The organism is Clostridioides sp. LIBA-7678, from assembly GCF_056716065.1.
The window spans coordinates 239,457-260,123 of record NZ_CP196987.1 but is presented as its reverse complement, the minus strand read 5'-3'; the positions used below and the strand labels follow the sequence as shown (position 1 = coordinate 260,123).

Genomic DNA, 20,667 nt, shown 5'->3' with positions numbered 1-20,667 from the left:
TAGAGCTTTGACTACAACTTACAATATTTGAAAATTGTTTTTACAAAATTTGTAGCTACATTTTTTAGTAAATACACAAATAAAAAAGACAAGTTATATTTTTAATTATATAACCTGTCTAAATTTTTTATTTTATATTTAATCATTAGATATTCTTAAAGTTTTTATTTTATTATTTTCATATGTGAACTCTTCAAACTCAGATATTAATAGTGGTTTAGAAAAAACATAACCTTGGATATAATCACATCCTACATTTTGTAGAAACTCTACTTGCTCTAATTCTTCAATTCCTTCAGCAATTACCTTCATGCCAAGTCTTCTACTAAGTTCAATAATAGACTCAATAACTACCTTACCACGTTCTATATTGTTTTTACTGATAAAGAATGAACGGTCGAGTTTAATTATATCAACTTTAAAATCTTTCAATATCCCTAATGATGAATATCCAAATCCAAAATCATCTATAGAACACTTAAATCCTTTAGAATGAATATCCTTTATTACATCTATAGCTTCTGGATTTTCTAAGAAGATAGATTCTGTAAGTTCTAAATCTATTAGATATGTTGGTATATTGTATTTATTACATATAAGCTCATATTTTTCTAAAAACAACTTATCCTTTAAATGTTGTCTAGATACATTAACAGAAATTCTCAACACTTCTTTACCTTCTTTTATCCATTTAGAAATCAATTTACATGTTTCTTCAAGTATATATAAATCTAACTTACATATAAATCCACTTTTCTCAAAAAGTGGAATGAAATCACTTGGGTAAATTATACCTTTTTCTGAATTTCTCCAACGCACAAGAGACTCTGCTCCACTAATTTTACCATTTTTTATATCAATTTTCGGTTGTAAACATATAAAAAACTCTTTATCTTCAAGGGCTTTTTCCATTAGATTTGAAATTTCCTTTTCAGATATTAATCGCTTTCTTTCTATATCACTATAAAAAGAAAAATCACTTTGATGAGCTTTATTGAAGCTTTTTCTTGCTGTATTTGCATGGTCTTGTATTGTGATTAAATCTTCATTATGATTTTCAATTGTATAAATACCTACTGATATTCTTAAAAAATACGGATTTTCTCTGTTTTCATTAAAATAATTTATATCAGCTTCTACTTTAGATAATAGCTCTAAAACCTCTAATACTGGTCTATTTTTAATAAATAAATAGAAAAGGTCTGCATCATGACGACATACAAACTCTTCATTTTTAGTAATATTTTTAGATAAAACATTATAAATATGTTTGAGTGTCATATTTCCTTTATCACTACCAAAACAATCATTTATTAACTTAAACTCCTTTATATTTATTGCAATCATCATATAAGTACTATCTGGTGACTCTGAAATTAAGGGTTTGACTAGCATGCTAAATTTGGTTTGGTTAATGCCATTCGTTATATTATCCAAATATGCAATATTCTCTATTTGATTTACATATCTTTTTCTTATTGTATATAAAAGCCATGTTATAATTCCAATAATACATGTAACTATGAATGTCATTATTATTGTAAAAGAATTTAACTTATTAAGTTCACCAAGTACAGCTTCCTCAGGTACTATAAGAACAAAATACCAATCATTTAAATCTTTTGTAATTGGATAATAAGTTAATAAACATTTTATGTTTTTTGATGAGGTTATTACAGTATCTCCTGACCTTTCATTTTTAAAATCTTCAATCATTTTTTGAGCCCAGGGCTCATTCACAGAATCTTTATACTTGTAACTAAGGTCTTTTATTAATTCACTATTTTTACCAATAAAAAGTGGTCTTCCCTTGCTATTAATAATTTCAATAGTTCCTTTCCCATTAAAATTATCTATGTTAAGAATATCATTCATACTTTCTTTATCGGCAACACCTATTAAAAGGCTAGACACCTCATGTTTATCATCAAATATAGGGACAGTATAGAGAACAACACCTAATGACTCTATTACCTCTGAGTATTCTTTACCTTCTATTCCTTTTTTATATGAAACAGTATTCTTTAAGTCAAACTTTTTTCCACTTAAAAATCCTGCATTCCCTTCTAAATCAATTATTCCAATATCATAATACTTATAACTAGTCTTTCTTTTAGATAAGTACTCATATCGACTATCTCCCTCATATTGTTTGATAAAATCTGCCATTATTCTTAAATCAGATAAGATAAATTTTATTTTAGAATCAACATTCATTACAATTTGTGTAGATACATCTTTTAAATAGCTCTCAGTTTGTTTATTAGATATATTATGAAGTTTTATGGTATTGAAAATAGTAATTACAAGGATTGAAATAATAAGTAGATATAAAATTATAGACAGAAACAAACTATTTTTCTTATACCTTGATAATTTCATTTTTTGTCCTCCAAGTTATAAATCTATTTTTTAAATGTATATTGAAACCTACGAAATTCACTGCTACTAATCCATTCACACTATATTATATTATTCTATTTCTTAATATTCAAGAATACTACTTTAATATTTCATTAATAAATTGTAAATAATAACTTTATTAATCAATCATATGAGATATAATCTTTTATGTGCATAAATATAATAAATACAATGTCTAACATCTTATTAATTAAATTTACTAGACACTATTATCTATTAATAAAAAAACTATCCCTAATTTTGAGATAGCTCTTCATTTTAATAATACCTTTGATGTTTACTAAATAGATATATTATAATAGTTCTCATTTATTTTCTCTAATAACATGGCATGGATTCCCATAAGCTATGGTATTGGATGGTATTGACTTCGTCACAACACTTCCTGCACCAATAGTTACATTATCTCCTATCGTTACACCTGGTAAAATAATACTTCCTCCACCAATCCAAACATCATTCCCAATTTTAACTGGAGCAGTTATAGTTTTACAAAATTTAAATCCATCATCAGTTCTTTCTCCAAATCTATCTTTAGCATTTGTTGGATGAAAAGCTGTATATATTTGCACATTAGGGGCAATTAACGCATTATCACCTATTATGATTTCATTATCATCTAAAAAAGTACAATTCATATTTACTTCACAATTATTACCAAAATAAATATTATTTCCATAGTCAACATAAAAAGGTGCAGTAATCCATATGTTCTGTCCTCTTTTCCCCAAAAGCTCAGTTAAAATACGTTCTTTATTAATATTGTCATCTGATTTCAAATTATTATACTCTCTAGTTAAATCTTTTGCCTTATGCCATTGATACAACAATTCTTTATCTCCACAATCATACAATTCTCCTGCTAACATCTTTTCGCGTTCTGTCATTTCATCCTCCTACAATATTTAAGTATTTTAATCAGACATAATATTTAATATTATCCCATGTATATCAGTACAATAAAAAAGTAAATACAAAGATAGTAAGTAACTATAACCTCTACCTAAATTAACTCTATACTGTATATTCACTACACAAATATAACACAAACTATATTTGTATTACAATTCACCACTGTATTGCTTCTTTATTTATATTTGAATTTTAGTACCTAAATTAAACAGTACTTATTGTCCCATTAAAAATTTAAATTTACCCTTGAATCTGACACCATGTTAGGGTATATCATGTATTCAGAGAGGTGAATAATATATGATAATAAACCTTCTATCTATTTAAAATGTAAATATCTTCGCTTTTGACTTTTCAGAAACAGGAAAAAGTGGTGGAAATGAAAAAGATTTAAATTACATTGTTACATATATACGAGAACTCACCCAAACACTAAACTTGTATATTGTGTTTGAGTGATGATATTACAAATAAAAAAATATCCCCACTATACCACTTATTAGCATGATTATGATAGGATTGATTTTCCATTTATGCACTATCAATAACATAACACAAAATATCATTAATGCAACCCAATTTAATTTATTAAGTATAGAGTTGATATCTAATGTACTTGTCCCAAATAATGCAAGTATTATAATTGTAGCTGCGGCTGAAATAATTAAACCTAATGATGCTGACTTTAGACCATTTAACACTTCAAATATGTAAGTAGAATTCTGGTGCTTTTGAAAAAAATTATATAAAAATAGAGATATCACTACTCCACACAATACACAACCTAAGGTAGCTGCAATAGCTCCACATAGACCTCCAATTTGAAGTCCAACAAAAGTAGAAGTATTAACAGCTAATGGACCTGGTGTCATCTGTGAAATAGTTATAATGTCTGTAAACATCTTTTCGCTTATCCATTCAGTTTGACTTACTACTTGCTCTTGAATTAAAGGTATGATTGCATAACCACCACCAATACTAAGCAATCCTATTTTTAAAAATATGAGAAATAAGTTCCAAATTATATTCATTTATTTTTCCTCTTCTTGCAGAATACTCTCACTATACACACACAACAGCAAACAAATAATATGAGAGCTACATTTATACCCATAATGAAATTTGCAAGGAAAGTGACAGGTATCATAACTGATAAAAATATAGATTTTTCTTTTAGTATCATAGAACACATGTCAACAATCAAATCCACGATTAGTGCAGCAACACCAGCCTGCATTCCTTTTAATACTGCGTTAACAATGGCATTGGATATAAAAGTTGTATAAAATATTGATACTAATCCAAGAATAGCAAGTGGAGGTATTATAGCAGATATACAACTAATGATAGCACCTAAAGTACCTGCTACTCGATAACCTGCCAAAGCAGATAAATTGATTGCAATTGCTCCAGGAGTTGATTGTGCAACTGCCGCCATACCCATCAAATCATCCTCTGTAAAGTATTGCTTCTGTTTTACAAAATAACGTCTAACCATAGGTACAACTACATACCCCCCTCCAAAAGTGAATGTACTAATGAATAAATTGATAGTTAGAAGCCAAAAATATGGTTTTTCACTTTTCTTCAAAATCTACCTCCTTCTTTCTTCCTTCTCTTATTTAGTATATCTCTTGCCCTGCAATCTGTAAAATGATAGAATTTAATATAATCAATTAATTTTATTCATGTCTAGTGAGGATATTTATTATGAACATAAGATATTTAGAGATTTTAGAAGCAATTGAGCAAACAGGAACATTCACAGGTGCTGCAAAAAAATTACATATTACACAATCTGCAGTATCTCATGCTATAGCTGAACTTGAACAACAGGCTGGCACGGCACTATTTGATAGATTTCCAAGAGGAGTATGTTTGACTAGTTGTGGTATTTCTCTTTTAGAAGAAGCACGCAGTATACTAACCGCTTGTCGCAATTTAGATAAGAGAATTAGCCATTTAGAGGAAAGTGCACCCATAAATATTGTATCTAGCATTACAATTGCTTCTTTTTTACTTCCACCAATCTTAAGTCGATTGAAGAATTCATTTCCATCTCTTAAAGTGAATGTACGTGTTGAAAGTGCTAATTCAGCTATGGACATTTTAAAAAGTGGAGAAGCCGATATAGCTTTTTGGGAAGGTATAGAACCACAAGGAACATTTCGCACAATTCTATTAGGCTCCTATAAATTATGTGTTGCATGTGCTCCAACTTTTCCTTTATCAGAACAGGTAATATCTCTACACCAATTATGCACATTTCCATTGTTGTTGCGTGAAAAAGGAAGTGCTATTCGTGATACTTTAGATAGTGTATTATCTCTTTCCAACCAAAAGGCTTATCCCGTTTGGGAAAGTGTTAATTCTTTTGCACTTATTAAAGCCGCAGAGGCAGGATTAGGTATAACCATTTTACCAGAAAATTTATTATCAGATTCTCTATTACATAATAAATTACGATTGATTAAATTAAATGGTACAGATATGGAAAATAAAATGTTAGCAATCTTACATAAAGATAAAAATATCACACAACCTTTGAAAATAATATTAGACAATATAACCAATATACTTTAGTTTAAAGATTTAATTTCTTAACATCAATTTTTGCTAAATGAAAAAAGTGTGTACTATTCTTTGATATTGTGATATTTTAATTATCATCATTATCTAGAATAAATACACACTTTATTTTAGACATCATCTAAACTGAAATAAGATGATAGTCTCTATTGTATATGTTTTAAATTAATAATATATTCTTTTTTACCTCTCTCAACTCTAAACTTATCATTTTTGTTAGGATAAATAGTCACAACATTATCTTTATACTCTGATTCATCATATTTTATATTAAGTGGCATAACTTCAGATTCTGCACATAGATAGGTAACAGGCTTATCTTTGTTCATTACAACAATCTGTACCATGCCATCACCCTTTGGAGATGATATATTCCTCCATTTATATCCTACTGTTTTATATATATCCTCTGCGGATGTCCCAGATTTAAAAACATATATTTTATCCCATTCAGGAGTCGTTACTTCTGATAATCTTATCTCGCTCTTATCTTTACTGACTTTATTAACTGAAGAAATGAACTCTCCAAATTTTTCATCTTCTTGATTTTTTTCAAATTTAACTAATTTACTAGTTTTATCAACCACATTCCATTTGTCATTATTTTTCTCTAATTTAAAATTAATCTTAGAAATACATTCTCCATGTTTCCCTGGTTCAGTAACTATAACATTTTCCCCTGATTCATTTTTATAATCATGCTGCTCAATTTGAACATGATTATGTCCAGCAACTATAGCATCAATTCCATCAACTTGTTGCGCTAAGTCTTGTATTCTATTTCCTGGGTTTCTAGGTTTTTTAGGTTTTTCACCTGTATGTGCAACAGCTACTATGATGTCAGGTTTCTCTTTTTTCATTATATTAACCCATTTTTTAGCATCTTCTACCAAATCATTCATATACAGTTCACCATTATATCCTTCTTGGTCTTTTAACTCTAATGATTTAGTATCTACAAGCTCTCCATCTTTCCATTGTTTTCTCTCACCAACTTCTTTTATAGTAAGCCCTAAAATCCCAAGCTTTACATTTCCTTCAGGCGTATTAATATTTTTTATTATGTATGGTTTCGTATAATTTTCTCCATTTTTCTTATATGTATTTGCTGATAATATATTTATCTTTTGTTTTTCAAAATCAGATATCATATTATCTAAATAGAATTTATTATTAGATATGAATTCATGATTACCAAGAACTGTAACATCATAACCTACTTCTTTCATATCTTTTGAAATAGGTGTTTCAATATAACTTTCAGAACCTCCATCATTATTTTTTTGTCTAGCGCTAAAATAATCATTCATACTGCTACCTGATACTTCCCCACTATCAAAAAAATCTCCAGCATCTACTAAAGTTAGATTTTTATCTTTTTCTCTTTCTTCTTTTACATAAGAAGTTAATTCATAAGGTATCACACCATGTAAATCAGTAGTCGCTAACACATTTATTTCTGTTGTTTTTTTTGAGGCACACCCAGACATAAGTGCTGCAAATAGAAAAGTAACTACTATAATTGTTTTATTTTTCATAATCCCTCCATATTCTAAAATATTCATTTTAATATACTAACTACCAAGTTATTCTATAGTATTAATATTAATACATTATGTACAGAAATCATATTTATTTTCATATACATAAAATGTTAAAAAATAAAAACTTGATAACTTAATATCCAATCTCCTTTATCTTATCTTACTTAATATCGTTTTCAACATTATCCAATCATTGCTAATAAGTATAATTTATATGCTTATCACTGTCAAGTTTAGCTCATCTCCTCTACAATATATCCCAAAATTACCTAATTTCTATCTACTTAATTTATTAACTACTTCTATTTACTCTAATTTATGCCATCTTCTCAATTTAACTTAATTAACACGTCTAGTCCATTTTTTGAAGTAAAATAACATTAATATGCATAAATTTATTCAATTTTCAAATAATCATGTTGAATAATAACTAATTCTGTTGTATTATTGTAGTTGTAGAATAAAACTAAATCGGCAAAGCTAGAGAAATTTAGTGACGCAAAGCTATAGGGACTAAGACTTATAAAATCAATTATAAGTTATGTCAGCCAGTTGCCAAAAAGATATATTCTTTTTGTTTTTCATGAAAGTTTTTTAGGGGGATAAATATATTATGTTTGGAGATAAAATGGATAGATGTACACATATATTGACTGCTTATATTGGTAGTCCATATGATTATTGTGATTTTATAGATACACAGCTAGATGATTTTATACTAGAGTACGGAGAAAATGTGGTAGAATCTTGCCTACATCAGGTGATGATATTGGTAAGTAAGTATAATTAGGTAGTTTTTATTTTCTAGAAAGACCTTTTTAGTTTTATCTACATTTAAATAATCTTATAGTAAAAAATTTTAATATCATATATTAGTTCTACTACAATTAAACTTGGTCAATATCGAAAAAAATCTGGACAAATTTATTATAAATTAAGTAGTTATGAAATCGAAGAAATAATAAAAGGATTTGAAAATCTATTATTTAAATAAATTTGATTAATATAGATAAACAAGTCTAGGTAAGTTTATTATTAGATAAATTTAAAAAGCTATAAACCTTGTAATTACAAAGTTTATAGCTTTTTTATTTATTATTCCCACTCGATAGTCCCTGGTGGTTTAGAAGTTATATCATAAACTACTCTATTTACTCCATCAACTTCATTTATTATTCTATTAGAAATTCTTTCTAATACATCATAAGGCATCTTATACCAGTCAGAAGTCATTCCATCAGAAGAAGTAACTGCTCTTAAACCAACTAGATAAGCATATGTTCTTTCATCTCCCATAACTCCAACAGTTTTAACATCTGGTAATGTTGCAAAAGCTTGCCATATTTCTCTATATAGACCTGCTTTTCTAAGCTCGTCCATATAAACAGCATCAGCTTCTCTTAAGATGTCACATTTTTCTTTAGTTACATCACCTATAACTCTTATTCCTAAACCTGGCCCTGGGAAAGGATGTCTAAAGATTAATCCTTCTTCTATACCAAGCTCTAATCCTATTTTTCTAACTTCATCTTTAAATAACTCTCTTAATGGTTCTACAATTTCTTGGAAGTCTACATCTTCTGGAATTCCACCAACATTGTGATGAGATTTTATTGTAGCAGCATTTCCATGTCCACTTTCTATAACATCTGGATAGATTGTCCCTTGAACTAAGAAATCCATTTTTCCTAATTTATTTGATTCTTCTTCAAATACTCTTATAAATTCTTCACCTATTATTTTTCTCTTAGCTTCTGGCTCAGATACTCCTTTTAACTTAGATAAGAATCTATCTTCTGCATTAACTCTTATTAGATTTATATCAAATTTTTCTCTAAATATTCTTTCTACATCATTTCCTTCATTTTTTCTAAGTAATCCATGGTCAACAAATATACAAGTTAAATTGTCCCCAATTGCTCTATGAATAAGAACTGCAGCAACAGAAGAATCAACTCCTCCACTTAAAGCACATAAAGCTTTTTTATCACCTATTTTTTCTTTTAATTCTTTTATCTTATCTTCTATAAATGAATCTGTAGTCCAGTCTCCTTTTACCTTACAAATATTGTATAAGAAATTTGTAAGTATCTTATCGCCTTCTAAACAGTGTTCTACTTCTGGATGGAATTGAACTCCATATAAGTTTCGTTCTACATTTTCCATAGCCGCTACTGGACAATCGTTAGTATTTGCAACTATATTAAATCCTTCTGGAACTTTTTCTATTAAATCTGTATGACTCATCCATACACTATTTGTAGTTATACCTTCAAATAATGATGATTTTCCATAAGTTATAGCCGTTTTTCCATACTCTTTTTCTTGTTTATTACCTTTTCTTACAACTCCGCCTAAGACATGAGACATTATTTGAATACCATAGCATATTCCAAGTATTGGAACTCCTAGTTCAAATATTTCTTTTGATATTGTTGGTGAATCTTCTAAATATGCGCTATTTGGTCCACCTGTAAATATTATCCCTTTAGGATTTTTTTCTTTTATTCTTTCTATGCTTGCAGTACATGGAAGTATTTCACAATATACGTTGTTTTCTCTAACTCTTCTAGCTATCAACTGATTATATTGTCCTCCAAAATCTATTACAAGTACTAATTCATGTTTCATAAATTTACATCTCTCCTTGTATAATATAGTTTTTATATATTTATTTTAACACAATACAGTCTAAATTATATTAAATCTTTTTACACAAAAAACCTGTATAGTAACTTCCATAATTTCTAACAAAAGTGAAATTACTATACAGGCTTCCAAAATGCCCTTTATCTTATAGCCAACACATAGGGAGTATAACTCAGCCTACACATTTACTTAACTAGGTCTTTTGGTATAATAATTTCACTCATAGTCAAGATATTTACGGTATCTTGGTAGAGACTCTCAGACCATATTTCTGAGCATATACGAGTGAGTTTATATTTTATATATTTTTTTCTGTTTGCTTTTATTTAATAAAGCTGAGTATTAATTTATCAAAATTTATTGCTTATGTCAATAAGTTTTCACTAAATTCTTCTTTTATTCTAAAATTTATATCAGCAAACACTTTTTTTATAGGAATATCTTCATTTTTTGCTATAGTCTTACATTCATTGTATTCTGGAGTAGCCTTTATTAGTTTATCTTTATAATATCCTAATTTTACTGTAACTACTCCATATTTTGTATCCAATTTTACAAATTTTCTATCTAGAATTTCTCTATTGTAGGAATTATATCGCACTCCAAATGTGCTAGTTTCTAAAAGTAATATTTTAATAAATTTTTCTAAATCTGATTCATTACATAAAATTGATACTTTTGTTGCAGGTCTATTCTTCTTCATATAAATGCTCTCTGTATAAATATCTAATGCTTTCTCATTTAATACTTTTTCATACAAATAAGAATAGATTTCTGAAGACATATCATCAATGTTTGCACTAATTTCATAAATTAATTCTTCTTTTTTTTTTCACCTAATACAGTTCTCAACATATTTGGTACTTCAAATTTCTTATGACCTATACCATATCCAATTTGTTTTGGAGAAAACTCAAACTCATCTACAAACTCATCACATAAAACTTTTATGATTGCAGCTCCTGTTGGAGTTGTACATTCTCCTTTTACATTATTTAATTTAATTGGCACACCTTTTAAAATTTCCATAGTTGCAGGTGCAGGTATAGGTATAATTCCATGCTCACATTTTGCAAAACCTGAACCAACAGTCACTGTACTAGCACAAACTTTATCTATACAAAGTAAATCAACCAATATAGAAGCTCCTACTATATCCACAATTGAATCTATAGCCCCTACCTCATGAAAATGTATCTTATCTATTGTAGTTCCATGAACTTTAGCTTCTGCTTCGCCAATTACCATAAATATTTTTTTTGCATTAGATTTTACATTTTCATTTAGACCACTTTCATCTATAATCTCAAATATATCCACTAAATTTCTATGTGTATGTGTTTCTTTTGTAATTACTTCTACTTTTGTACCTACTATTCCATTCTCATTTTTTGAGCTGATGTTTATGTTAAATTCATCGCTCATTTTTAGTTTATGAATTTCCTCCAAAAAAATTTCCTTAGGCACACCTAAATTTAATAAACTTGCAAGGGTCATATCCCCTGATATACCGCTTATTATATCAAAATAAAGTATTTTTTCACTCATATATGTCTCCTCAATTTTAATAGTAAAATATAATAGAAATTAGATTTTATTATATAATTTATGTTTAATTTATATCAATATATTTTATTTATTATAGCTTATTTATCATTGCTGCTAAATATCCTGCGCCAAATCCATTATCAATATTTACAACAGATATTCCAGATGCACAACTATTTAACATAGCCAGCAATGCTGCTAACCCTCCAAAATTTGCTCCATATCCAACAGAAGTTGGGACAGCTATTACTGGGACATCAACCAATCCTCCAACTACACTTGCAAGAGCGCCTTCCATTCCTGCAACAGCCACTATTACTCTAGCACTATCTATTTTATGTCTTTTATTTAAAAGCCTATGTATGCCTGCCACGCCTACATCATAGATTCTATCAACATCATTACCCAGAAATTTAGCTGTATAATATGCTTCATCTGCTACTGGTATATCAGAAGTTCCTCCTGTAGCAATCACAATTTTGCCCTTTCCTATATTCTCTATAGCATGATTTTGAATTTTGAGAATTTTAGATAACTCTTCATATTCAGCATGATTATATATTTCTTTAATTTTTATAAAGGTTTCTTTTCTACATCTTGTCCCCAATATATTAGAGCCTTTTTGATTCATTTTATCAATAATTCCTAAAATATGTTCGTCACTCTTTCCTTCACAATAAATAACTTCTGGATATCCATTTCTTAGTTCTCTATGATGGTCTATGTTTGCATAGCCAAGGTCTTCATATGGTAAATCTTTTAATCTATCTAATGCAACATCTATATCTATGTTCTCATTTTTAACTTCTTCAAGCAACTTTCTTAAGTCCATAATCTCGCATCCTTTTTAATTTTGATTTTTTATCTAATAACAATTATACCTCAATTAGTATTTATGTAACATTACTTATACATAAAAGAACTATTCCAACTTAGAAATTAAAACTAAGTCAGAATAGTTCTTTATATTAAGATTTATGTTCTAAATTTTTTAAATTACATCATTCCTGGCATTCCGCCACCCATTCCTGGCATTCCTGCATCTTCTTTCTCAGGAAGGTCAGCAACAGCAGCTTCAGTAGTTAAGAAAGTACCTGCTATTGATGCAGCATTTTGTAAAGCACTTCTACTAACTTTAGTTGGGTCAACTATACCAGCTTCTATCATATTTACATATTTTTCATTTAATGCGTCAAATCCAGTTTCTGCTTCAGAATTAACAACATTTTGTACAATTACAGCACCTTCAAGACCAGCATTTATAGCTATTTGTCTTAATGGCTCCTCTAATGCTTTTTTAACTATTTGAGCACCTAGTTTAACTTCGCCTTCTAAACTATCAACTAGTGTGCCTATTGCTGGTATAACACTAACAAAAGCAGTTCCTCCACCAGCTACTATTCCTTCTTCTACTGCTGCTCTAGTTGCATTAAGAGCATCTTCTATTCTTAGCTTTCTTTCTTTTAACTCCACTTCTGTAGCAGCCCCAACTTTTATAACCGCTACTCCTCCAGCAAGCTTAGCTAATCTTTCCATTAGTTTTTCTCTATCAAAATCTGAAGTAGTTTGCTCTACTTGATGTTTAATTTGAGCTACTCTATCTTCTATAGCTTTTTTATCTCCAGAACCATCTACTATTGTAGTGTTTTCTTTAGTTACTTTAACAGATGAAGCTCTACCTAACATAGATAAATCAGCTTCTTTTAAATCATAACCTAATTCTTCTGATATTACTTGAGCACCTGTAAGTATTGCTATATCTTGAAGCATTTCTTTTCTTCTATCTCCAAATCCTGGAGCTTTAACTGCTACTACATCAAATGTTCCTCTTAATTTATTAACTACTAATGTAGACAATGCTTCACCTTCTACATCTTCAGCTATTATCAATAATTTTTTACCTTGTTGAACTATTTGCTCAAGAACTGGTAGTAATTCTTGTATGTTAGATATCTTTTTATCAGTAATTAATATATATGGGTCATTTAAAACTGCTTCCATCTTATCTACATCTGTAACCATATATGCAGAAACAAATCCTCTATCAAACTGCATACCTTCAACAGCATCTAATTCAGTATTCATAGTTTGAGATTCTTCAACAGTTATAACTCCATCTTTCCCTACTATTTCCATAGCCTCTGCTATTAATTTTCCAACTTCTTCATCTCCAGCAGATATAGAAGCAACTTGAGATATAGCTTCTTGTGTTTCCACTATTCTTGATTGATTTTTTAATTCTTCTACTGCTACTATTACTGCTTTTTGTATCCCTTTTCTTAATAATATTGGGTTAGCCCCTGCTGTTACATTTTTTAAACCTTCTCTTATTATAGCTTGTGCTAAAACTGTAGCAGTTGTAGTACCATCTCCAGCTACATCATTAGTTTTTGTTGCAACTTCTTTAACTAATTGAGCACCCATATTTTCAAATCTATCTTCTAACTCTATCTCTTTTGCTATAGTTACACCATCATTAGTTATAAGTGGAGAACCAAATTTTTTATCTAATATAACATTTCTTCCTTTTGGTCCTAATGTTACTTTTACTGTATCTGCTAATTTATTTACACCAGCTTCTAAAGCTCTTCTTGTTTCCTCTGAAAATTTAATTTCTTTAGCCATTTTAAACCCCTCCTAATAAACTTATTCTATATTTATTCAATAACAGCTAATACATCACTTTGTCTTAGTATTGTATACTCTTGTCCTTCTATCTTAACTTCTGTTCCAGAATATTTTTGGAATATAACTTTATCTCCTACTGTTAATTCCATTTTTATTTCTTTTCCTTCAACTATTCCACCTGGTCCAACTTCTACAACTTCAGCTATTTGAGGTTGCTCTTTAGCTGCTCCTGGTAAAACTATTCCACTTGCAGTTTTTTCTTCTGCTTCTACTTTTTTAATTACTACTCTGTCAGCTAATGGTCTTATTTTCATTCTTTACGCCTCCTAAAATATTAAGTATAGACTAGTTCGCCTATGTTTTTAGTTATTTTTAAATTAATACTACTTTTATATGTAGATTTATATATATACTTTTTATTTATTATCACTCTATTCAATAGAGTGCTAACAATTATTATAATATACCAATCACACATAATTTTCAATACCTTTTTTAATAATTTTTTATAATATTGGTGAAAATAATCTGGCTACAGATTCTTTAATTTTTTGTATAATACTTCTATTCTTAAATACCTCCAGATTAAGTTCTTCACAGTGACTTAAATCTTCAAAGAAATCATCTGTCATTACTCCAATAACTTCTTCATCATAGATAAATGCATTTACTTCAAAGTTAAGCATAAAACTTCTTAAATCCATATTAGCTGTCCCTGCAGAAGCAATTTTATCATCTATTATTACGACTTTAGAATGTATAAATCCTTTATTATACAAATAAACCTTACCACCTGCTCTTAATATTTCTTCAAAATAGGAATAGGATGCTATGTTTACTATCTTGTGGTCTGCAATTTTTGGAAATATTATTCTAACATCTACTCCACTAAGTGCAGCACTTTTTATAGCTTTTAGTAAACTCTCATCTGGGATAAAGTACGGTGTTTCTATATAAACATTTTGCCTAGCTTGGCATATTGCAGAAAAATAAGCATAATGAATATCTTCCCAATCACTATCTGGACCACTTGCAACAACTTGTATCATACTTTCGCCTACATTTCCAACACTTGGAAAATAGTTTTTAGTCACTAAAACTTCTTTTGTTGTATAATACCAGTCAATCAAGAATGTCATTTGAAGCATATATACAGAAATACCTTTAATTCTAATGTGAGTATCTCTCCAATACCCAAACTTATCATCTTTGCCTAAATATTCGTCTCCTATATTTATTCCACCTGTATATCCAATTATTCCATCAATAACAACAATTTTTCTATGATTTCTATAGTTCAATTTTCCTCCTATTATAGGAAATTTTGTAGGTAAAAATGCTGCTATTTCTATACCAACTTCTCTCATTTCTCGGAAGAATTTTCTATTAAACCAAAATCTCCAACATCCTACATCATCATATAAAATTCTTATTTTGATTCCTTCTTTGGCTTTTTTTATAAGCTCTTCTTTTAACACCCTACCTATATCACTATCTTTGATAATAAAGTACTCTATATGGATATGGTCTTTTGCTTCTCTTATATCTTCTATAAGCCTTTTAAACTTTTCATTTCCATCTACAAAGACATCTACTTTATTATTTTTAGTAAATGGAAACATACCAGTCTTTAAAAGCATATTTATTACTCTTTTTCTGTAACTACCATCTTCTTCGTCTCTTAAAAGCTTATTTTGCTTTATAGATTCTTTTTCTAGTTCAACGATTTCTGTTATCTTTTCTAACGTATCAAAAAGTTTCTTTTCTTTTATATTGTTAGCTAGTTTTTGAGTCTTAAATAATTTTCGCTTTCTAATATTTCTACCTGAAATAGCATATACAATTAGACCGATTCCTGGAAATATAATAAACATCAATAACCAGGACATGGTTTTTGCAGGATCTCTATTTTCAAGTAATATAATCACAGAAATTATGGCTCCAGCTAGATATGATATAATTAAATAGAACAGAAATATTGTGCCTATTACTCCCATAATTCCTCCCCCTTAATTTTATTTTCCTATACCAAGTTCTCTTGCATAGTAAAATAAATACTGTTGAGCAAATCCAGACATATCTCCGAATTTATCAATGCCATAAGTTCTCATTTTAGGTAGACTCATATCTTCATCTATGTAGAACTCTTGCATAACCCTCTTAACCCAAACATCAACTGGAAAAGAATCATATTTTTGCATGCCAAATAATGCAATACAATCACATACTTTTGGTCCTACTCCATTGAATTTTAAAAGTTCTTTTCTACAGTCATCTGTAGTTAAATTTGTATATTCAGATACCTTATCATTATTTTCTATAACCGCCTCTGTAGTACTTTTTATGTACTTATCTCTAAAGCCTGTTTGACATGCTCTTATTTCCTCTTGTGAAGCCTTATTTAGCTCTTCTGGTGTTGGGAATGCGTAGTATTCATTACCTTCGTACTCACCTATGTACTTGCCAAATTTTTTTGATAAATTTTCTATAGCTCTTTGTATCATAGGAATTCTATTATTAGAAGAAATTATAAATGATATAAGCATTTCCCATCCATCTTGTCTTAGTATTCTTATTCCACATCCAAACTCAGTAGCCTTATTTAAATATTCATCCATATTTTTTAGCTTATTTTTTATTTCTGTATAATCAGTTCCTAAATCAAAGTAATTATACCAAATACTATTAAACTCCTCTAAATTTGTATTATTTAAATATATCTTATCATTTTCTTTTTTTACATTTAATATTCTACCCTTTGCAACGCCAGTGTATGAGTCATCTTCTTGTTTGTGCCATCTAAAACATTGACCACACTCAAATATATGTTTTGGATCAAAATCTGTTACCCCTTCTAGTATAACTCCATTATCCTTTTCATAAACATTCATAACTAAATCTCCTTAATATTTATATTTTTGCTTTGTCTATTTATTTAAAAACTTAACTTTAATATGTGTATTTTACTTATTTTAACACAAAGATAAGCAATTTCAAAATTTATAATGTTATTATTATGTAAAATAATATTTTACTTTAAATTTTCACTTAAAATAAAAAATGAATTTCTATAAGTTTATACCCATTTAAACTTATCGAAATTCATTTTTTATTTATATTATAAATTATTAGTATCATATTATTTTAATTAATCAAGCTAATATTAAAAATGTTTTTTATATTATATAAATATTTTTATTAAAACTATAGCTGATACAACTTGAACTATACCTACAAATAAACCATATAAAGAAACTTCTTTACCTTGTTTCACTAAGTCTTTTACATTAACCTTTAAACCAATTGCTGCTAAAGCTATTATTTCAAATTTGTTACTTATTTCTTTGCATAATACAGATATATCTTTTGGTATAATATTCATTGAGAAAAGTGCACAAGTTATAAAAAATCCAATTACATACCATGGTATATTTACTTTTTTCTTTTTTATCTCATCCTTTTCTTCTTCAAATATTTCACTATTAGACTGATTTTTCATATGCCCAAATACTAATACTACAACAACCAAAAATATTACTCTTACTATTTTAAAAATAGTTGCCAAATCTTTTACATTTTCTCCAACTATCGCCCCACTTGCTACAACTTGACCAATTGACTGCAAAGTTCCTCCTATCATTGCTGATGTTTTTACTAGCTCATGGCTATATAAAAATTGAGATATTATTGGAAGTAAAAACATAAGAAATATACCAGTAACATTTACAATAGTTATTGCAATTCCCTTCTCTTTGTCTGTAGCATTAACTACTGGAACTGTTGCTCCTATAGCAGAAGAACCACATACTGCGTTTCCACTTGCCATTAGAAATCTAAAGTTTTCTTCAAAACCTAATTTTTTACCTATATAAAGTGCTGCTACTATTGTTATTGTCATTTGTAACATTATAAATAAGATTCCTGAAACTTTTAAGTCTATTAGAGTAGATACACTGAGTGTTGCTCCTAATAGTACTATTGAATATGATAGCAAATCTGTCTCTGAAAATTTATAACCTTTTTGAAACACCTTTTGATTTAAGAATAAATTTCCTACAAACATACCCAAAAATATAGAAATTGATGCGGCTCCTAATTTAGGAATTAGAGTAGAAATAAATATACTAATATAACCTACTAATACTGATACAAATAGCCCAGGTAATATTTCTTTTATATTTTTTAATGTTAGACAGCTTTTATTCTTTAACATAATATACCTACCTTATAATTAATATAGTTTTCTTTACAATAATAGTATATAATTGTAATAACCATAAGTAAAATAAATATATAATATCGTAATGATTAATATTTTTGATGGTTATTACATCTAGTATAATTATTTGTAGAAAACATATAAAAAATGTAAACTTTCATTAAGTAAGGGAGGTATAAAATTGTTTGAAGAATTAAAAACATTTGTGGCTGTTGTTGAATATAAAAATTTTACTAAAGCTGGTGAATACTTAAATTTATCTCAGCCAAGTGTAAGTAAACACATTAAAAATCTAGAAAATTATTTTAAAGTCATACTTATAAACAGGTCTATTAAACAAAAGACTATTTTTATAACAGAAAGTGGACAAATATTGTATAAAAGAGCTAAGGAAATATTAAATCTTTTAAACATTACCTATCATGATGTAAGTCAGGTTTCAGATGCTATAACTGGTCGCTTAAAGATTGGTGCAAGTTTAACTATTGGTGAGTATATTCTGCCTAATTTCTTAGCATTATTTTCACAAAAATATCCTGACATAGATGTAGAAATTTTCATAGAAAATACATCAATTGTGTCTTCTCATGTTAAAGATTATGTTTTAGATATTGGACTTATTGAAGGCACTTGCTCTTCACCTTCATTTATTCAAGAATATTTTTTTGAAGATAAGATGGTTTTAGCACTTCCATATAATAGCCCTTTGTTAAAAGACTTCAGCTTTGAAAAGCTACAAGACCAGAAGTGGATAGTTAGAGAAGATGGCTCTGGCACTAGAGATTATTTAGATATGTTTTTAAGTGTTAAAGAGATTATTCCAAAAAGTATGATGGTCTTTGGAAGTAACTATGCTGTCAAAGAATCTGTTAGAAATAATTTAGGAATTACAATAGTATCTAATCTAGTGACAAGCTTACCAGTTTTAAATAATGAACTGTCTGTCATAGAGCTTGGAAGCAACTACAACAGACACTTCTCATATATATATCCAAAGGATATAACTTTATCAAAAGCAGCAAATATTTTTATTGATGAATTAAAAATATTTAGTAATTTAAATAGTTTATAATATTATCTAGATTTAAAATCAACAATTACCAAAGTTATTTATAAAGACTATTTAAAATCTACTTTCAATTACTTTTATCATATAAAAAAAAGTCTGATTTATAGGTGTAGATATGTTGTATTTCTTTCCAAGTTCACAAATATTCTTAGAAAACATATCTACTTCTGTAAGTCTATGAGCTTCTACATCTTGAAGCATTGATGTTCTTCCTTCTTTTGAATGTTCCAGTATTCTATGTAACGAATTTTCCACATCATCTTCTGTAAGACCTATACCTTTTGCCTGAGCTATAGCAACTACTTCTCTCATTGCAGATTTTGCCAATTCTCTTAGATGCTCAGAGCTTTGGAATACCCCATAAGATGCGCCAAGTATAGCTGAGGTTTGATTTACACCAATGTTAACCATGTATTTCCACCACATATCTCTTTGAATATCTTTTGATAAAACATATTCTATATTTACACTATTAAAGACTTCTGTTATTATATTAGTTTTTCTATCTTCACTATTATCTTTGTTTCCAAATACAATTATTCCATTAGTAGTATGTATAATATTATTATTAATTTTCTTAGCATCTATATTAGTGACATATGAATATACCATTTTTTCAATTCCAAATCTTTCTCCTATTATATCTTCACTATCAACTCCATTTAATAAAGACATTATTACTGTATTTTTTCCAACTAATCCGTCTAATTCTCTTATATTTTCCCTTAAATTATTATATTTCAAGCCTATAATTATAAAATCAGCCTCTTGTTTATACTCATCCCTAGTTACATAATCAAAATCATACCTTTTCTCATTTATTATGAATCCATCTTCTAAATATCTTTTCTTTCTTTTCTCATCACAAAGAATTTTAAAATCATATTTAGAATTTAAAAATTGTTCTGCGAAAGTAGCTCCTACAGCCCCTACTCCAAAAAATACAACCTTTTTCTGAGTTTCATTCAATTGATTTTTCATACTTACCCCTCCTCAATATATAATAATTTTTTTATATTATACTTATATTGTACTGCTATTATCTCTTTTTTTGTAAATATATTTTTAACAAAAAAACAGTTAGC

General features: G+C 28.3%; 16 protein-coding genes, 1 pseudogene and 2 riboswitches. Of the genes and pseudogenes, 3 read left to right on the top strand and 14 right to left on the bottom strand.

All coding sequences use genetic code 11. The features are described 5' to 3' along the window. Positions 1 to 138: 138 nt before the first annotated feature. From ACTG46_RS01540 to ACTG46_RS01525, 4 genes are all read right to left on the bottom strand, one after another. Positions 139 to 2,382 (bottom strand): EAL domain-containing protein, encoded by a 2,244-nt coding sequence (locus tag ACTG46_RS01540; RefSeq protein ID WP_479923457.1) that lies wholly within the window; start codon positions 2,380 to 2,382, stop codon positions 139 to 141. A gap of 347 nt (positions 2,383 to 2,729) precedes the next feature. Continuing rightward, positions 2,730 to 3,311 carry a sugar O-acetyltransferase gene (locus tag ACTG46_RS01535; protein WP_054268768.1) on the bottom strand — a complete coding sequence of 194 codons (582 nt, stop codon included), beginning with the start codon at positions 3,309 to 3,311 and terminating at the stop codon, positions 2,730 to 2,732. A gap of 489 nt (positions 3,312 to 3,800) precedes the next feature. Then, positions 3,801 to 4,367, bottom strand: coding sequence for a chromate transporter (locus ACTG46_RS01530; protein ID WP_479923456.1), 567 nt, complete (start codon positions 4,365 to 4,367; stop codon positions 3,801 to 3,803). After that, complete coding sequence (locus ACTG46_RS01525; RefSeq protein ID WP_479924054.1) at positions 4,364 to 4,930, bottom strand: chromate transporter; 567 nt, start codon at positions 4,928 to 4,930, stop codon at positions 4,364 to 4,366. The genes ACTG46_RS01530 and ACTG46_RS01525 overlap by 4 nt, the downstream gene beginning before the upstream one ends. Positions 4,931 to 5,046: 116 nt before the next feature. On the opposite strand from ACTG46_RS01525, the gene ACTG46_RS01520 reads away from it, so the two are divergent. Beyond that, on the top strand, positions 5,047 to 5,919 hold the full coding sequence (locus tag ACTG46_RS01520; protein ID WP_479923455.1) for a LysR family transcriptional regulator: 873 nt from the start codon (positions 5,047 to 5,049) through the stop codon (positions 5,917 to 5,919). 152 nt (positions 5,920 to 6,071) lie between these two features. Here the strand turns inward: ACTG46_RS01520 and ACTG46_RS01515 are convergent, their stop codons facing one another. Further along, positions 6,072 to 7,463: a metallophosphoesterase gene (locus ACTG46_RS01515; RefSeq protein ID WP_479923454.1), complete on the bottom strand. Its 1,392-nt coding sequence runs from the start codon at positions 7,461 to 7,463 to the stop codon at positions 6,072 to 6,074. A 469-nt stretch (positions 7,464 to 7,932) separates the two neighbouring features. Then, positions 7,933 to 8,029: riboswitch (cyclic di-GMP riboswitch) on the top strand. A 53-nt stretch (positions 8,030 to 8,082) separates the two neighbouring features. Between ACTG46_RS01515 and ACTG46_RS01510 the strand changes: the two genes are divergently transcribed. Continuing rightward, on the top strand, positions 8,083 to 8,259 hold the full coding sequence (locus ACTG46_RS01510) for a hypothetical protein (RefSeq protein WP_021382611.1): 177 nt from the start codon (positions 8,083 to 8,085) through the stop codon (positions 8,257 to 8,259). A gap of 305 nt (positions 8,260 to 8,564) precedes the next feature. On the opposite strand, the gene guaA is transcribed toward ACTG46_RS01510, so the two are convergent. The 8 genes and pseudogenes from guaA to ACTG46_RS01470 all read right to left on the bottom strand — a co-directional run bounded on the left by guaA (position 8,565) and on the right by ACTG46_RS01470 (position 18,507). Continuing rightward, positions 8,565 to 10,100 carry a glutamine-hydrolyzing GMP synthase gene (gene guaA, locus ACTG46_RS01505; RefSeq protein ID WP_054268764.1) on the bottom strand — a complete coding sequence of 512 codons (1,536 nt, stop codon included), beginning with the start codon at positions 10,098 to 10,100 and terminating at the stop codon, positions 8,565 to 8,567. 221 nt (positions 10,101 to 10,321) lie between these two features. Further along, a riboswitch (purine riboswitch) is annotated at positions 10,322 to 10,423 on the bottom strand. A 59-nt stretch (positions 10,424 to 10,482) separates the two neighbouring features. Beyond that, positions 10,483 to 11,666: pseudogene (gene larC / locus ACTG46_RS01500) on the bottom strand (nickel pincer cofactor biosynthesis protein LarC). Positions 11,667 to 11,757: 91 nt separating this feature from the next. Beyond that, a complete protein-coding gene (gene larB, locus ACTG46_RS01495; protein WP_054268761.1) occupies positions 11,758 to 12,498 on the bottom strand; it encodes a nickel pincer cofactor biosynthesis protein LarB in 741 nt (246 codons plus the stop codon). 164 nt (positions 12,499 to 12,662) lie between these two features. Further along, positions 12,663 to 14,291, bottom strand: coding sequence for a chaperonin GroEL (gene groL / locus ACTG46_RS01490; protein WP_054275615.1), 1,629 nt, complete (start codon positions 14,289 to 14,291; stop codon positions 12,663 to 12,665). A gap of 32 nt (positions 14,292 to 14,323) precedes the next feature. Next, on the bottom strand, positions 14,324 to 14,608 hold the full coding sequence (locus ACTG46_RS01485; protein ID WP_003420907.1) for a co-chaperone GroES: 285 nt from the start codon (positions 14,606 to 14,608) through the stop codon (positions 14,324 to 14,326). A gap of 192 nt (positions 14,609 to 14,800) precedes the next feature. Continuing rightward, complete coding sequence (gene cls, locus ACTG46_RS01480) at positions 14,801 to 16,291, bottom strand: cardiolipin synthase (protein WP_479923453.1); 1,491 nt, start codon at positions 16,289 to 16,291, stop codon at positions 14,801 to 14,803. A gap of 18 nt (positions 16,292 to 16,309) precedes the next feature. Further along, positions 16,310 to 17,185 carry a DNA-3-methyladenine glycosylase family protein gene (locus ACTG46_RS01475; protein ID WP_054275613.1) on the bottom strand — a complete coding sequence of 292 codons (876 nt, stop codon included), beginning with the start codon at positions 17,183 to 17,185 and terminating at the stop codon, positions 16,310 to 16,312. Positions 17,186 to 17,475: 290 nt separating this feature from the next. Further along, positions 17,476 to 18,507 (bottom strand): YeiH family protein, encoded by a 1,032-nt coding sequence (locus tag ACTG46_RS01470; RefSeq protein WP_479923452.1) that lies wholly within the window; start codon positions 18,505 to 18,507, stop codon positions 17,476 to 17,478. Positions 18,508 to 18,694: 187 nt separating this feature from the next. Between ACTG46_RS01470 and ACTG46_RS01465 the strand changes: the two genes are divergently transcribed. After that, complete coding sequence (locus ACTG46_RS01465; protein ID WP_054268755.1) at positions 18,695 to 19,585, top strand: LysR family transcriptional regulator; 891 nt, start codon at positions 18,695 to 18,697, stop codon at positions 19,583 to 19,585. Positions 19,586 to 19,636: 51 nt separating this feature from the next. Here the strand turns inward: ACTG46_RS01465 and ACTG46_RS01460 are convergent, their stop codons facing one another. After that, positions 19,637 to 20,563 carry a ketopantoate reductase family protein gene (locus tag ACTG46_RS01460; RefSeq protein ID WP_054275611.1) on the bottom strand — a complete coding sequence of 309 codons (927 nt, stop codon included), beginning with the start codon at positions 20,561 to 20,563 and terminating at the stop codon, positions 19,637 to 19,639. Between the last annotated feature and the right edge of the window lie 104 nt (positions 20,564 to 20,667).

Excerpts from the sequence above, each read along its gene's own strand:
- ACTG46_RS01515 (WP_479923454.1), bottom strand. The coding sequence starts at position 7,463 with ATGAAAAATAAAACAATTATAGTAGTTACTTTTCTATTTGCAGCACTT.
- cls (WP_479923453.1), bottom strand. The coding sequence starts at position 16,291 with ATGGGAGTAATAGGCACAATATTTCTGTTCTATTTAATTATATCATAT.
- larB (WP_054268761.1), bottom strand. The coding sequence starts at position 12,498 with ATGGACTTAAGAAAGTTGCTTGAAGAAGTTAAAAATGAGAACATAGAT.
- ACTG46_RS01520 (WP_479923455.1), top strand. The coding sequence starts at position 5,047 with ATGAACATAAGATATTTAGAGATTTTAGAAGCAATTGAGCAAACAGGA.
- ACTG46_RS01460 (WP_054275611.1), bottom strand. The coding sequence starts at position 20,563 with ATGAAAAATCAATTGAATGAAACTCAGAAAAAGGTTGTATTTTTTGGA.
- ACTG46_RS01530 (WP_479923456.1), bottom strand. The coding sequence starts at position 4,367 with ATGAATATAATTTGGAACTTATTTCTCATATTTTTAAAAATAGGATTG.
- ACTG46_RS01535 (WP_054268768.1), bottom strand. The coding sequence starts at position 3,311 with ATGACAGAACGCGAAAAGATGTTAGCAGGAGAATTGTATGATTGTGGA.
- guaA (WP_054268764.1), bottom strand. The coding sequence starts at position 10,100 with ATGAAACATGAATTAGTACTTGTAATAGATTTTGGAGGACAATATAAT.
- ACTG46_RS01485 (WP_003420907.1), bottom strand. The coding sequence starts at position 14,608 with ATGAAAATAAGACCATTAGCTGACAGAGTAGTAATTAAAAAAGTAGAA.
- ACTG46_RS01475 (WP_054275613.1), bottom strand. The coding sequence starts at position 17,185 with ATGAATGTTTATGAAAAGGATAATGGAGTTATACTAGAAGGGGTAACA.
- ACTG46_RS01540 (WP_479923457.1), bottom strand. The coding sequence starts at position 2,382 with ATGAAATTATCAAGGTATAAGAAAAATAGTTTGTTTCTGTCTATAATT.
- groL (WP_054275615.1), bottom strand. The coding sequence starts at position 14,291 with ATGGCTAAAGAAATTAAATTTTCAGAGGAAACAAGAAGAGCTTTAGAA.
- ACTG46_RS01510 (WP_021382611.1), top strand. The coding sequence starts at position 8,083 with ATGTTTGGAGATAAAATGGATAGATGTACACATATATTGACTGCTTAT.
- ACTG46_RS01470 (WP_479923452.1), bottom strand. The coding sequence starts at position 18,507 with ATGTTAAAGAATAAAAGCTGTCTAACATTAAAAAATATAAAAGAAATA.